Here is a 14,174-nt window from a genome sequence, read left to right on the forward strand (position 1 = left end):
CACCGGTGTACGGAAAGGAGCGCGGCATGAGCGCGCGCGTTGCGGTGGTGGGAAGCAGCAACCTGGACCTGGTGGTGACGGCATCGCGGCTGCCCCGCCCCGGCGAGACGGTGCTGGGCGAGAACTTCCGGACCGTGCCCGGCGGCAAGGGCGCCAACCAGGCGGTCGCCGCCGCACGGGCCGGTGCCGCCTGCGACTTCGTGGGCGCGGTCGGCGACGACGAGTTCGGTACGCAGATGCGAACGAGCCTGGTCGGCGCGGGGGTCGACGTTCGCGGCCTGCGGACCGTCGCCGGTCCCTCCGGCATCGCACTGATCGCCGTCGACCGGGACGCGGAGAACTTCATCGTGGTCGCACCCGGCGCCAACGGCACGTTGACCGAGCTGGACGCCGACGACCGGGCGACGATCGCCGCGGCGGACGTGCTGCTGCTCCAACTGGAGGTGCCGCTGGCCGCCGTGGTCCGGGCGGCCGACTGGGCCCGGGCGGAGGGCACCACCGTCGTGTTGAACGCCGCGCCGGCCGCCGTGCTGCCGACGGAGCTGCTCGACCTGGTCGACGTGTTGGTGGTCAACGAACACGAGGCGGCGGTCGTGGCCGGGGTCTTCTCCGACGACCCACCGGTGCTGCTCGACGCCCTGCTGGAGCTGGTGCCTCGGGTGGTGCTGACCCGCGGCGCGCGCGGTGCCGCGTACGCCGACCGGCGCGGTCTGCGCCTGACGGTCCCGGCCCCGCGCATCGACGCGGTGGACACCACCGCGGCGGGTGACGCCTTCACCGGCGCGCTCGCCGTGGGCTGGGCCGAGCGCGGCGGGGCCAGCACCGAAGACACCGTCACGGCGAGCCTGCGCTGGGCGTGCGCTGCCGGCGCGGCCTGCGCTCAGCGTCCCGGGGCGTCCACCGCCCTGCCCGAGCGGTCCGCCATCGACGCCCTCCACGACGCGACCTACCGAGGTACCCCGTGAGCTTCAACCCGTACGTCCCGCGCCCGATCGACCGGCCGACGGAGGTGCCACTCGGCGGGCACGCCGACCTGACCGCCCTGGACGAGGCGAAGATCTTCGCCACACCGACCGACCTGGCCGACTGGCCGGCCTGGCGGGAGCAACTCACCCGCTGGCGGGCCGATGCCAGGGCCCGGCTCGGCTACACGGGCACGCACTACGACGAGATCGCTGGCGACTGCTTCAGCGTCTGCCTGGCGTGGCTCTGGGACGAGGCGCTCTACGACCACGAGCGCGGCGTCTTCACCGTCGACGAGTTCCTCGACGCGGCCGGGCAGGATTTCGGCGGCTTCGACGGGGTGGTGCTCTGGCACGCGTACCCGGTGATCGGCTTGGACGACCGTAACCAGTTCGACTGGTATCGGGACGTGCCGGAGCTGCCCGAGGTGGTGCGGGCGTTCCAGGAGCGCGGGGTGCGGGTCTTCATCGACTACAACCCGTGGGACACCGGCACCCGCCGCGAGCCGGGCAGCGACGCCGAGGAGGTCGCGGCGCTGGCCGGCAAGCTCGGCGTCGACGGAGTCTTCCTGGACACCCTCAAGGAGGGCGTTGGAGAGCTGCGGGCCGCGCTGGACGCCGTCCGCCCCGGCATGGTCCTCGAAGGCGAGAGCAGGGTCCCGCTGGCCAGGATCGCCGACCACGCGATGTCCTGGGCGCAGTGGTTCGCCGACTCCGAGGTGCCCGGCGTGCTGCGGGCGAAGTGGTTCGAGCGGCGGCACGTGCTGCACCACACCCGCCGCTGGCACCGCGACCACCTCGACGAGTTGCACTCCGCCTGGCTGAACGGCGTGGGGGTGCTGGTGTGGGAGAGCGTCTTCGGCGCCTGGGTCGGCTGGAACGACCGGGACCGGGCGGTGCTGCGGGCGATGCGCCGAGTGCAGGCCAGCCATGCGGCGTGGTTGCGCGCCGAGGACTGGGTCCCGCTCGCCGACCACCCCGGCACGGGCCAGGTGTACGCGTCCCGCTGGACGCACAACAACGAACCACTGTGGACGGTGGTGAACCGGGGCGCGGACCACGACGGACCGTGGCTGGTCACCGAGGCCCGGGCCGGCCGACGCTTCGTCGACCTGGTCACCGGCGCCGAGCTGACCGTCACCGAGACCACCGACGGCCGGCTGGCGGTGGGCGGGCCGCTGCCGGCCGGCTCCATCGCCGCCGTGGTGGTGACCGGCGCCGCCGTCCAGCGGCACGAGCCGCCCACCGGTGACCCGTCCTTCCCGGCCCGCGCCGCGGTGCGCGTCCGGACCCCGTGGGCGCCCCGGCCGCAGCTACCGCGAGGCATGACCGCCGTCGAGGCCGGCCGCCGGGACCTGGTGGTCCGGCACCGGGTGCGGGAGACCGGGCTGTACGGCGAGGCGCCCTACGTCGACGAGTGGAAGCCACTGCCGCCCCGGCTGCACCACACCGGCACGCTGCGCCGCAGCGTCCGGCTCGAACGGTTCGCCATCGCCGACCACGAGGTCACCCACGGGGAGTACGCCGAGTTCCTGCGCGCCACCGACTACCGGCCGGTGCGTCCCGAGCGGTTCACCGCGGGGCGCGGGGCGGCCGACGCCCCGGTGACCGGGGTGGAGTTGGCCGACGCCCGGGCGTACGCGACGTGGGCCGGGCTGCGGCTGCCCACCGAGGACGAGTGGCAGGTGGCCGCCGAGGCGGGGCTGCTCGTCCGCCGGGAACCGCTGGTGTGGAACCTGACCGAGAGCGAGCACTCCGACGGGCGCACCCGGTTCGCCATCCTCAAGGGTGGCGCGGACCACCGGGCGGACGGCTCCGACTGGTACCTCGACGGCGGCCCGCAGCCCGCGGACGTCTCGGTGAAGCTGCTGCTGACCGGCGCCGGGCTCACCCGATCCGATCAGGTCGGCTTCCGCTGCGCGGCCGACCTACCGACCCCCAAGGAGTGACCTGATGGGCAGACGCTGGCGGATCGGCGGCGGCGCGGCCGCCGTGCTCCTCGCGCTGGGACTGGCCGGCGCGCTACCGGGTGGGGCGAGTGCGGAGCGCCTCCGCACGGGCACGCTGACCGTCGCGTCCGCGCCGTCCCCGGCGCTGGATGCGACCATCGACTACACCGTCTACCTGCCGTACGGGTACGCCAAGGCGACCGCCACCCGCTACCCGGTGCTGTACCTGCTGCACGGGCGGGGCGACACCATGCAGGCGTGGACCCGGGTGAAGGCCGACCTGGACCGGATGATCGCCGACGGCGAGGTGCCGCCGGTGATCGCGGTCCTGCCCGACGCGCCGTGGAGCAGCCGGGGCAACTGGTACGTCGACTCCGCCTACACCGGCGCGGACGACCCGGGCCGACCGGTGGAGACCGCGCTCACCCGCGACCTGGTGGCGCATGTCGACGCCACTTACCGCACCGCCGCGCACCGCGGCGCCCGCCTGGTCGGCGGCTACTCGATGGGCGGCGCCGGGGCGCTGCGCTACGCCCTCGCCCACTCCGACCTCTTCGCCAACGCGCTGGTGCTCAGCCCGGCGGTCTACCGGCCGCTGCCGCCGGCCGACTCGTCGGCGCGCGAGTTCGGTGCCTTCGGTTCGGGCGCGCGGCGCTTCTCCGACGAGGTCTACCAGCAGCTGAACTACCCCGCCCTGCTGCCCGGCCTGGACCCGGAGTCCCCGGTCCGGATGTACGTCGCGGTCGGCGATGACGAGTGGGCCAACCCCGACCCGGCCGACGCCGCGCACGACCTCGACTACGAGGCGGCCACCCTCTACAACACGGTGCGCCGAGCCGACGGGGTCGCCGCCGAGCTGCGGGTGCTCGATGGGGGGCACGACTGGGATGTCTGGCGACCCGCCTTCGTGGACGGTCTGAAGCACCTCGCCGGCACGCTGAGCGTCACTCCGCCGGCAGGGCTGCCTGGGCCGGTGCACGGCAGCGCGGGCACGGACTGGGCCGGCGGCGTCGCCGCCCACCCGGATGGCACGACCACCATCGGCTATGCCGCCTCCGGCCCGGTCGACGGCCAGCCGTACGCCGGCGGGCTGGACGCGGTGGTGAGCCGGCTCGCCACCGACGGCACGACCGCGCGGTGGACGACCCAGTTCGGCACCGCCGCGAACGACCGCCTCTACGGGCTGGTGCCGCTCGCCGACGGCGGGATCATCGCCGCCGGCTACACCCGCGGCGACCTGGACGGAAAGCACCCCGGCAGCCCGGCCGACGACGCCTTCGTGACCCGGCTGACCGGGTCCGGGCAGCGGGCCTGGCTGACCCAGGCCGGTGACCCGACGAAGGCGGACCGGTTCTACGCCGTCGCGCCGGCGCCGGACGGCGGTGCCTACGTCGCCGGCTACACCAGTGGCTCGTTCGCCGGCGAGGCCGGTGCCGGCGACAAGGACGCCGTGCTGGCCCGGATCGGCCCGGACGGGCGCGTCGCCTGGAGCCGGCAGTTCGGTGGCCCCGGCGAGGACAAGGCGTACGCGGTGGCGGCCGACGCGCAGGGCGTGTACGTGGCCGGCGGTACCTCGGTCGGCCTACCGGGCACGACGGCGCTCGGCGGCACGGACGGCTGGCTGGCCCGATACGATCCGGCCGGCGCCCGCAGTTGGGTGACCTCGGTGGGCGGCGCTGGAGACGACCTGCTCGGCGGCGTCGCGATCAGCTCCACCGGCACGGTGCTGGCCACCGGCTCCACCGGCGGCGAGGCCACCAACGGTGGCAGCGACGTGCTGACCGTCGCGTACACCTCGACTGGTCGGCAAGGCTGGCGGACCGTGACCGGCGGCCACGGGGCCGATGCCGGCGCGGAGGTGGTGCCGCTGCCCGACGGCGCGGTCGCCGTGGTCGGGTTCACCAACAGCACGCTCGGGCTGCCGGTCGGCGGCGCGGACGTGCTGACCGTGCGGCTCGACGCCCGGGGACGCCAACTCGGCGTCGCCCAGTACGGCACGGCCCGGGACGACGCGGCCGACCCGTTCGGCGAGGAGAACGTCTACGCGACCCTCGGCGCCGACGGTCGGCTGCTGGTCAGCGGGCTCACCGCCGGAGCACCGGTGGGCGGCGGCGCTCTCGGCAACGGCGACGTCTTCCTCGCCGTCCTCGACCCGACGAAGGGAACGCCGTGACCGCCGCGACTGATCCGGGGGCCGGGCGTGCCACCCGCGGCCCGCTCGACGGGGTGAAGGTGGTCGACCTGGCCACCCTCTTCGCCGGGCCGCTCGCCGCGGCGTTCCTCGGCGACTTCGGCGCCGACGTGGTCAAGGTGGAGCACCCCGCCAAGCCGGACCCGTCGCGGGGGCACGGCCCGGCCCGCGACGGCGTCGGGCTCTGGTGGAAGGTGCTCGGCCGTAACAAGCGGACCGTCACCCTCAATCTGTCCGATCCGGACGGCGCCGCGCTGCTGCGCCGGCTGCTCGCCGACGCCGACGTGCTGGTGGAGAACTTCCGTCCGGGCACGCTGGAGCGGTGGGGGCTCGGCCCGGCCGAGTTGCACGCGGTCAACCCCCGGCTGGTGATTGCCCGGATCAGCGGTTTCGGGCAGGTCGGCCCGTACGCCCGCCGGCCCGGCTTCGGCACCCTCGCCGAGGCGATGAGCGGCTTCGCCGCAGCCACCGGGGAGCCGGACGGCCCACCGACCCTGCCCCCGTTCGGGCTGGCCGACTCGGTGAGCGCGCTCGCCGCCGCGTACGCGGTGATGCTGGCCCTGCGGGCCCGGGACGCCACCGGCGCCGGGCAGGTGGTGGATCTCGCCATCATCGAGCCGATCATGGCGATGCTCGGTCCGCAGATCACCTGGTACGACCAGCTCGGCTACATCCAGCCCCGGCTGGGCAACCGGTCCAACAACAACGCCCCGCGCAACACCTACCGGTGCGCGGACGGGCGCTGGGTTGCGGTCTCCACCAGCGCGCAGAGCATCGCGGAGCGGGTGCTGCGGCTGGTCGGCCGACCCGAGCTGATCGACGAGCCGTGGTTCGCCACCGGCAGCGGCCGAGCGGCGCACGCCGACGAGTTGGACGCCGCCGTGAGCGCCTGGGTGGCGAAGCGGGACCGGGACGAGGTGGTGGCCGCGTTCGAGGCGGCGCAGGCGGCGGTCGCGCCGGTCTACGACGTGCGGGACATCCTCGCCGACCCGCAGTACGCCGCGCTGGGCACCGTGCACAGCGTCCCGGACGAGGAGTTGGGCGAGGTGCGGATGCAGAACGTGCCGTTCCGGCTCACCGACACGCCGGGGGAGATCCGGCACGCCGGCCGGCGGCACGGCCAGGACACCGATGCGGTGTTCGGCGCGCTCGGCCTGAGCGCCGACCAATTGGCCGCGCTGCGCGAGCGGGGCGTGCTCTGATGCTGCTCAACTGGCTCTACGTGCCCGGCGACCGCCCGGACCGGTTCGCCAAGGCGGTCGCCTCGGGTGCTGACGCGGTCATCCTCGACCTTGAGGACGCCGTCGTCGCCGGGCGTAAGGCGTACGCCCGGGACGCGGTCGCCGAGTTCCTCGCCGAGGTGCGGCCGGTGCCGGTGCAGGTCCGGGTCAACGAGCTGACCGGGCCGGACGTCGACGCCGACCTGGCCGCGGTGTCCGGTCGGCCCGGGCTGGCCGGGCTGCGGCTGCCGAAGGTGGAGTCGGCCGCGACGGTGGCGGCGCTCGCCGACCGGGTCGACGTGCCGCTGCACCCGCTGGTCGAGTCGGCGCTCGGGCTGGAGGCGGCGTACCCGATCGCGTCCGCCCACCCCGCGGTGGCCTCGATCGGGCTCGGCGAGGCCGACCTCCGCTCGGACCTCGGCGTGAGCGACGACGACGGGTTGCTCTGGGCGCGCGGTCGGGTGGTGGTGGCGGCCCGCGCCGCCGGTCTGGTCCCGCCGGCGATGTCGGTGTACGCGGACGTCGCCGACGTCGCCGGTCTGGCCGCCTCCTGCGCGGTGGGTCGGCGGCTCGGCTTCCTCGGCCGCGCGGCGATCCACCCGCGCCAACTGCCGGTGATCGTCGAGGCGTTCCGGCCGGCCGATCGGGAGGTGGCCCGCGCCGCGGAGCTGCTGGCCGCGGTGGCCGAGGCGCACCGACGGGACTCGGGGACGGTGGTGCTGCCGGACGGCCGGTTCGCCGACCGGGCGATGGTCGCGGCGGCCCGACGCATCGTGGACCTGGCCGCCCGCTACACCGCCTGAGCGTCGCTGTCGGCGGGCTCGGCTGGGAGTGTCCGGCGCGGCCTTCCGGAGGCGATGCCGGCGGGGCGGCCGCCGCTCGACCAGATCGTCACCAACCGGGGCTGAGGGGCCAGCGGCTCGGCGCACCGTTGAGCCGGTCGAGCTGCGCGAGTTCGGCGTTGCCGCCCCGGACCACGGCCGCGGCCAACGCGGTGGTCGCCGGGAGTTTGCCCTTGGCCAGACTTTGGTGGTGGTGGTCTGTAGTGCCCGGGTGCGAGAGTGCTCTGACGTAAATGACGACGAAGGGCCGGGCCCCTGGTGGGGTCCGGCCCTTCGGTCGTCTGTGCTGTTGGGTCAGCTGGTGGCGTAGCCGCGGGTGGCGATCCAGTCGGCGAGGTGCTCGGCGGTGACCTCATACGAGGCGGTGTTCGGGTTGGCGGAGTCGGCGATCTTCACCACGTTGCCGTTGTCGCGGTAGCCGACGACGCTGATGTAGTGCCCACCCTCAAACGAGTGCGTGGTGCCGTCGGTGTCGACGCTGGTGCCGGCGATGTTGGCGACCACAGCCCGACCGTCGTCGACGGTCTTGACGACGTCGGCGCGCAGCTTGTCGGTCTGCTTGTCATCAGCGGCGGGGGTGCTGATCTCGACGCTGCGGTAGGCGTCGTTCTTGCCGGTTTCCTTGTTCAGGACCGGGGTGATGTCGTTGATGGAGTTGGTGCCGGCCTCGGTGGTGCCCATCTCCTTGGCCATGGCGTCCACGCTGATGTTCTTGCCCTGCACCGAGAGGGCGTTGCGGGCGGCGGCGGGGCCGCAGTAGTAGAAGTTCGGCTGCGCCTCGTAGCGCACACCCAGCTGACGCTCACCCGACGGCTTACGGTCGGTCTGGGTCTGCATAGCGGGCTTGGCGTCGGATGCGGCGTAGGCGGCGGTGACGGGGCCGGCGATCGCGCCGCCGGTGAAGGCGAGCCCAGCAGCGGTCAGTGCGGTCTTACGGATCAGATCGGTACGCATGATGGCGTGCTCCTCTGCATCGGGGGTGTGCGCGACACACGACAAGGGGAAGCGGGCGTGTGCCGCACGAGGGAAGTTCAAGAAGGGGGGAACGGCCCGGCGATCGGGGGACCTGCTCGGGGTTCCGGGGATGTAACCGTGGCGGCCGGTCGGGTGTTCCCGGCGGCTGCCGCGCACCAGGCCCGCGGGGCCACGGTCGCATGCCAGGTATAACGACCCGGGCCGGCCCACGATTCCACCCTGAGGGTGGCTCCGACCACGGGACGGCCCATCCCAAACGGGACGAAGCCCCTGGCCCGTCGCGGGCAGACAACCCCCGTTCCGTCCGTCCGCCCCACAACCGGAACCCAGCGGTGATCTGCCCGAGCCTGTCGCACCCCGTCGGGGCTCCGCATCCCGAACCGGACACCACGCCCCACGTGTCGGCCGGCGGGCGGGGTTGGCGTTGAGCGTGATGACTCTGAGGTATCAATATGACTCTGAGGTATCACGCTCAACCGTGCGGGTGTCCCGCCGCCGTCGACACCCGGACTGTCGGTCTCCCAGCCGGGGCTCGCTTGCCCGCGAGGTCTGGGTGACCGGTGACGTGACGTCGCGGGCGTGACGGGGGCCGGCGGGCGTGACGGGGGCTGCTGGGCGTGACGCGGCCGCGCCCGTGAGGGGGGTGCGGTGTGCAGACCGAGCGGGGTGCCTAAACGGGCGCGGGCGGGCGGGGTCGGATGGTGAGGGTGGTGCACGCCTGCGGCGACGCCTCCCCTACGGTCAGCGAGCTGGTGCGACACATCGGGTAGGCGTCGAAGTTCAGGTCTTCCGCGCCGTACGCCGGTTGCCGAAGGACTCCATGGTGGTCGCCTTCTTGGCCGGCGCCCTGGTGGCGGACGTGGTGCGGGCCCGGGTCGGCGCGGCCTTCTTCGCCGCGGCCCTCGCCGTGGGTGCCTTCTTTGGTGGTGCGTTCTTGGCGGCGGCCGCCTTCGCCGTCGGCCTGCGGCTGGGCGAGGCCGTGGTGGCGGAAACGTCCTTCTTCCGGGCGACGCGGGGCGTGGTCGGCGTGGGCTTCTCGCCGGGCGTCTTGGCTGCGCTCGCGCCGGTGGCCCGCTTCGTGGCAGCGGCGACCTTCTTGGCCGCCACCTTCCGGCTCGGCGGCATCTTCGTCGCCCCGGTGGCCTTGGTGGGCCCGGGCGATCTGCGTGCCGGGACGGTTGTCCTGCGTGGGCTCATCCTCGCTCCTCCTCGGGTCTCGCCGGCATCGCCAGCGCTGCCGGACGACGGACGTGGCGGGTCGCCTGGGCCCGATCGGCGAGGTCTTCCCGCGCCTCCGGCCGCCAAACGCGGGACGGAAGGGTCGCGTCCAGCAGCCCGGACGGATCAGTGCGGTCGGAACGCGCAGGTGGGGCAGTCCGACGCGTCGGACTGCCCCACCTGTTCGGGAGGACTTGTGTCAGAACCCGAGCACGGACCGACCGCCGACGACCGGCAGTCGCAGCTCACTGTCGTTCGGTGCGACCCGCAGTTCGGTGCCGCCCAGCGGCAGCAGGGTGTACTCCTGGTCGCTGGAGAACAGGACCACGCCGATGCGGTGGCCCGCCGGGAAGATGTAGTCCTTCGGCTCCATGGTCCACCGGTAGTCGTACAGCTTGCCCTGTTTGACCGGCTCGGTGCGGGCCGGGCTCTTGCGGTTCTGCGGGTCCATCCAGCCGCGGGTCACCACGGTCGGCGCGGCGGTCGTCCCGGCCGGGCCGTAGTCGACGAGGTACGCGGTGAGGTTCGCGTCCGGTTTGTTGTCGATGGCCATCCGCAGCCGCATTTCTGGACGTCCGGAGATGCGGACGTTCTGCGTCAGCACGGGGGAGCGGTAGGCGAGTCGGTTCGCGCTCGCCGTGTCCGGGTTGGCGACCAGGGTGTCCGGGTGGATGGTCCGGCCCTCGTCGACGAAGCTCTGCTCGACCTTGCTCTTCGGGGGCTTGCCCGTGGTGAGCGCGCCCGGGGCGGTGGCGTCGGTGGCGGCGAACCGCAGCCCGACCTCACGCGCTGCCGGGTCGGGCCAGTTGGCGTACGTGGTGTAGGCGCGGTCCTCGCGCTGCAGCACCGCCGTCGGCTCGTCCATGATGCCGTTGCGCACGTTCCACAGCCAGAAGTCGAACCAGCGGTTCTCGGTCTGCTTGTAGGTCCAGGTCTGCCCGCTGGGCAGGGTCACCGAGGCGCTGCTGCCCGGGCCGCCGTGCCCGCCCTGGTGCAGCCAGATCTTGCGCGGTACGTCGCGCTTGGCGAGCTGGTCCCACCAGCCGGCGAAGTGCTCGGTCTTCACGTTCCAGTCGTTGAGGCCGTGTACGACGAAGACGCTCGCCTTGACGTTGCGGGCGTCGAGGTAGTCGCGATCCTGCCAGAATGTCGAGTAGTCGCCGGTGACCCGGTCCTGCTCCTCGGTGATCTTCGCTAGCTCGTCGGCGCAGAGCCCTTCGGCCCGTGCCTGCCCAGCGGTGTACTGGGCCAGGATGTCGAGGTCCTCGCCCTGGAACGTCCCGGGTGCGACGACCAGACCGTTGGCCCGGTAGTAGTCGTACCAGCTGCTGATCGCGGAGACCGGCACGATGGTCTTGAGTCCCTTGACGCCGGTGGTGGCCACCTGGTTGGGCAGCGTCCCGTTGTAGGAGACGCCGGTCATGCCGACCGCGCCGGTGGTCCAGCCGGCGGTGACCGGGGCGCCGTTCGCGTCGTACCCCTTGGCGCGCCCGTTGAGCCAGTCGATGACGGCCTTGGTGCCGAGCGTTTCGGCCTGGTCGCCGCTGGTCGGGCAGCCGTCCGAGTCGCCGGTGCCGACGCTCTGGCCGAGCACGACCGCGTAGCCGCGTGGCACGTAGTAGTCGTCCAGCGAGCCGGGCAGGTTGGCCTTCGCCTGGGCCCGCTGGGTGCCGACGTCGAGGGATCGACGCCCGGATCGGTCGGTCACACCGTTCTGCGGCAGGTCGTCGACCAGCACGCTCGGGTAGGGCACGTCGCCCCAGGTGCCCTTGCGGTACGGGCTGTGCTCGAAGATGACCGGCACCTTGAAGCCCTGCGTGGCGGTTTCCCGGGGTCGGGAGATGTCGATCGCCACCCGGTCGGGTCGGCCGTCGTGGTCGGTGTCCACCGGGGTCTGGACGAACACCCGCTCCTCGATCGCGTCGGCGAGCGAGAACACCGGTTGGGTCATGCCGTCGCTCACCACGATGCCGGTGGGTGTGGCCGGCGTGGGCGGGGCTGCCGCCGCTGTCGGGGCCGCGCTGAGGACCAGGGCGCCGGACACACCGACGCTGAGGAGTGCCAGTTGGCGGGGTCGACGCACGCGCGTCTCCCTTCGGTTGGGCTGGTTGCCGGGTTTCGGCACGGGCCAATCTCGAAGACCCATTCGTCGACATGCTATGACCGGGCCGGCGTTCCGTCGATCCCTTCGGGTGGGGATACGTCTTTCATCCACAATGTGCGGCAATCGAAACGACATCGAAGTGAATCGGGCGGCGACACGCTGCGGAAATCTGTACCTCCCCGGGCCGCGGTGTCGATCCGGCCCTGCCTCGTTCGTCGTGACGGCAGAACACCGATGCCGACACGAGAGGTACGCCCATGACGTCCCTGACGACCGCTCCCGAGATTCAGCTCCGCCGAACCCGGATCCTGCTGGGCTGCGGCACGGTCGCCGGCCTGCTCTTTCCCGTTCTGTCGTTCGGGCAGGCGTTCACCCGATCCGGGTTCGATCTGCGCCGGCACGCGGTGAGCTCACTCACCCTCGGTGACCTCGGTTGGCTGCAGGTCATCGCGTTCGTGGGCACCGGCCTGCTGGCCGTCGCCTTCGCGGTGGGTCTGTGGCGGGCGTTGCGTCCGGGCCGGGCGGGCACGGTGGGCACGGTGCTGGTCGGCGTCTACGGGGTGGCGATGGTCGGCGGCGGAATCTTCGTCCCCGACCCCGCGCTCGGCTGGCCGCCCGGGGCCCCGGCAGGGCTGCCCGAGCAGGTCAGCACGGGCAGCGTCCTGCACACGGTGTGCGGCGCGGCGGCGTTCCTGTCGCTGATCGCGGCCGGCCTGCTGCTCGCCCGACGCTTCACCGGCCAGGGGCACCGGGGTTGGGCGCTCTACAGCGCCGCCAGCGGTGCCGTCGCGTTCGTGCTCACCGCCCTGCCGTGGAGCGAGGAGAGCGCGAGCATCCGCTTCGCCGTCGGAGCGGTGCTCATCTCGGGCTGGCTCGTGGCGCTCTCCTGGCGGGCACGCGACGAGGTGGCCTGACCCGTCACTGGCCCGTCCAGACAGCCTTCGCGCCAGAGTCGCCGGTGCGGATCACGTAGTACACGGCGATGCCGGCGGCCACCAGCGACAACACCTGCAACGCCAGGGTCAACGCCCTACTGGGCCGCGCATCGTCGGTGGCGCTCGCCTCGGCTGCGCTCGCCTCGGCGGCTCTCGCCTTGGCGGCTCTCGGTGGGACGAACCAGACCAGCGCCAGCGCCACGATCGCCAGCCCGATGGTGGCCCAGAGCGTGATGTCGCCGAACTCCTGGTGCGCCTCAATCGTCGGGGCGAATTCGGGGGTGACACGGTTGGCGGCGCGCAGGCGGTCGAAGAAGGCATCGCCGGAGAGCTTCGCCAGCAGGGCGGAGATCGGCGCGCCCAGAGCGAGCAGCCCCAGCACCCAGCGGGTGTGCGGCCGGATCGGCGGGACGAGCGCGTAGCCGATCGTCAGGAGGGCCAGCAGCGGCACGAACACGACTGCGGCGTGCAGCACCAGAGGATGGGCGGGAATGCCCATGAACTCCTCGAACATCGGCGTCTCCTCCGGTGATGGCGGTGGACGTCGATCGCCCAGGGATGGACGTTATCGGTACCGAAGAAGCATGTCAGCCCCCAAGATTGCCAGCAGCGCCCGTCTTCGTCGTGAGGACCGCCGTCAGACCACCACCCGGTAGTGGGTGGTGAGCAGCCCGCTGTCGTCGTACACGTGGAATGCGACGCCGGGCGGCTGGGTCTGGGTGGTCAACTGTCCCTCGCCCTCCCACGGCATCCGGAGGGTGGAGACCACACCCGGTGCGATCCGCAGCGGGCGGCCGGCGAAGGTGCTCGCGGCGGCGGTATGGAAATGCCCGGTCAGCACGGCGACGACCTGCGGGTGGGCGGTGACCAGCTCGGCCAGAGGGTCGGCGGGCAGCAGCCGCATCGGGTCCATGACTGGGTGGTGCAGCACCACCGGCGGGTGATGGAAGGCGATGAACGTCGGCGTCTCGGCCGGCACCGAGCCCAGTTCGTCGGCGAGCCACGTCATGGTCTCCTCGTCCAGGTGACCGTCGTCCTCGCCTGGCACGGAGGAGTCGGCGAGGAGGAAGACCGCGCCGGCCACGTCGTACCGGGCGTTGATCGGGCCGGTGCCGCCGCCGTCGTCACCGAGCAGACCCTTGCGGTACGCGTCGCGCACATCGTGGTTGCCGGGGCAGATCATGACCGGCAGTGGGGAGTCGAAGAGCTTCGCGGCGGTCTCGTATTCGGCCAAGTCGCCGTGGTCCGCGATGTCCCCGGTGATCAGGATCGCGTCGACCGGCCGCGGCAGGGTGTGCAGGTAGTCCATCACCCGGGCCGTCCGCTCGGCCGATCGGGGATGGCTGTCGAGGTGGGTGTCACTGAGGTGCGCGATGACCAGCACGACCGCTACCCTAGTGAGCCGCGCTCAGCTCCGGGAGCGCGGCAGACAGTCCTTCTTGTACTTGAGCCCCGAACCGCACCAGCACGCGTCGTTGCGCTCCGGTGGCCACGGGATCCGCGCGCTGGGTCGCGCCGACACCTCGGCTGCGTAGCCCGCCCGGATTGCCGCATCGGTCGGGTCGCCGTCGCGTCGACCGGCGAAGGCGTTCAGCCCGGCCACGGTTGCGCTGAAGACGCCCAGCCCGGCCTGGCCGGCACCCGTCAGCCGGACCAGGTCCTTCTCCAGTCGGGCCCGGTGCGCGTCCCAGTCCGGTCCGTAGACCTCGGCGAGCGCGGCGTGCTCGGAGAGCAGACGATCGAATTCGGCCCGAGGCCAGAAGAGCAGGTCGGACTCC

Annotated in this window: 12 protein-coding genes; 6 read left to right on the plus strand and 6 right to left on the minus strand. The window is 72.9% G+C overall.

Annotation, left to right across the window (positions count from 1 at the left end):
• Positions 1 to 26 precede the first annotated feature (26 nt).
• From ABZS37_RS31220 to ABZS37_RS31240, 5 genes are read left to right on the plus strand one after another with little or no spacing between them, the layout of a single operon-like run.
• On the plus strand, positions 27 to 965 hold the full coding sequence (locus tag ABZS37_RS31220; protein WP_355174937.1) for a ribokinase: 939 nt from the start codon (positions 27 to 29) through the stop codon (positions 963 to 965).
• Positions 962 to 2,911, plus strand: a complete 1,950-nt coding sequence (locus tag ABZS37_RS31225) for an SUMF1/EgtB/PvdO family nonheme iron enzyme (protein ID WP_355174939.1) — start codon at positions 962 to 964, stop codon at positions 2,909 to 2,911. Before ABZS37_RS31220 ends, ABZS37_RS31225 begins: the two co-directional genes overlap by 4 nt.
• Before the next feature lie 4 nt (positions 2,912 to 2,915).
• Positions 2,916 to 5,084 (plus strand): alpha/beta hydrolase-fold protein, encoded by a 2,169-nt coding sequence (locus ABZS37_RS31230; protein WP_355174941.1) that lies wholly within the window; start codon positions 2,916 to 2,918, stop codon positions 5,082 to 5,084.
• The gene (locus ABZS37_RS31235; protein ID WP_355174943.1) at positions 5,081 to 6,304 is read left to right on the plus strand and encodes a CoA transferase; all 1,224 of its coding nucleotides are present in this window, start codon (positions 5,081 to 5,083) and stop codon (positions 6,302 to 6,304) included. Before ABZS37_RS31230 ends, ABZS37_RS31235 begins: the two co-directional genes overlap by 4 nt.
• Positions 6,304 to 7,125 (plus strand): aldolase/citrate lyase family protein, encoded by an 822-nt coding sequence (locus tag ABZS37_RS31240; protein WP_355174945.1) that lies wholly within the window; start codon positions 6,304 to 6,306, stop codon positions 7,123 to 7,125. The genes ABZS37_RS31235 and ABZS37_RS31240 overlap by 1 nt, the downstream gene beginning before the upstream one ends.
• Positions 7,126 to 7,458: 333 nt before the next feature.
• Here ABZS37_RS31240 and ABZS37_RS31245 read toward each other — a convergent pair whose 3' ends face one another.
• The 3 genes from ABZS37_RS31245 to ABZS37_RS31255 all read right to left on the minus strand — a co-directional run bounded on the left by ABZS37_RS31245 (position 7,459) and on the right by ABZS37_RS31255 (position 11,440).
• Positions 7,459 to 8,118 (minus strand): C39 family peptidase, encoded by a 660-nt coding sequence (locus ABZS37_RS31245; RefSeq protein WP_355174947.1) that lies wholly within the window; start codon positions 8,116 to 8,118, stop codon positions 7,459 to 7,461.
• Positions 8,119 to 8,919: 801 nt separating this feature from the next.
• Positions 8,920 to 9,336, minus strand: a complete 417-nt coding sequence (locus tag ABZS37_RS31250; RefSeq protein ID WP_355174949.1) for a hypothetical protein — start codon at positions 9,334 to 9,336, stop codon at positions 8,920 to 8,922.
• Positions 9,337 to 9,556: 220 nt separating this feature from the next.
• Positions 9,557 to 11,440: a Xaa-Pro dipeptidyl-peptidase gene (locus tag ABZS37_RS31255; RefSeq protein WP_355174951.1), complete on the minus strand. Its 1,884-nt coding sequence runs from the start codon at positions 11,438 to 11,440 to the stop codon at positions 9,557 to 9,559.
• A gap of 278 nt (positions 11,441 to 11,718) precedes the next feature.
• On the opposite strand from ABZS37_RS31255, the gene ABZS37_RS31260 reads away from it, so the two are divergent.
• Positions 11,719 to 12,375, plus strand: a complete 657-nt coding sequence (locus ABZS37_RS31260; protein ID WP_355174953.1) for a DUF998 domain-containing protein — start codon at positions 11,719 to 11,721, stop codon at positions 12,373 to 12,375.
• A 4-nt stretch (positions 12,376 to 12,379) separates the two neighbouring features.
• On the opposite strand, the gene ABZS37_RS31265 is transcribed toward ABZS37_RS31260, so the two are convergent.
• From ABZS37_RS31265 to ABZS37_RS31275, 3 genes are all read right to left on the minus strand, one after another.
• On the minus strand, positions 12,380 to 12,910 hold the full coding sequence (locus ABZS37_RS31265) for a DUF2231 domain-containing protein (RefSeq protein WP_355174955.1): 531 nt from the start codon (positions 12,908 to 12,910) through the stop codon (positions 12,380 to 12,382).
• Positions 12,911 to 13,033: 123 nt separating this feature from the next.
• Complete coding sequence (locus ABZS37_RS31270; RefSeq protein ID WP_355174957.1) at positions 13,034 to 13,780, minus strand: metallophosphoesterase; 747 nt, start codon at positions 13,778 to 13,780, stop codon at positions 13,034 to 13,036.
• A gap of 24 nt (positions 13,781 to 13,804) precedes the next feature.
• Positions 13,805 to 14,174 (minus strand): SEC-C domain-containing protein (locus tag ABZS37_RS31275; RefSeq protein WP_355174959.1); only part of this gene is annotated, 370 nt, incomplete at its 5' end.

It is taken from the genome of Micromonospora sp. NPDC005413, from assembly GCF_040606435.1.
Classification (GTDB): Bacteria; Actinomycetota; Actinomycetes; order Mycobacteriales; family Micromonosporaceae; genus Micromonospora.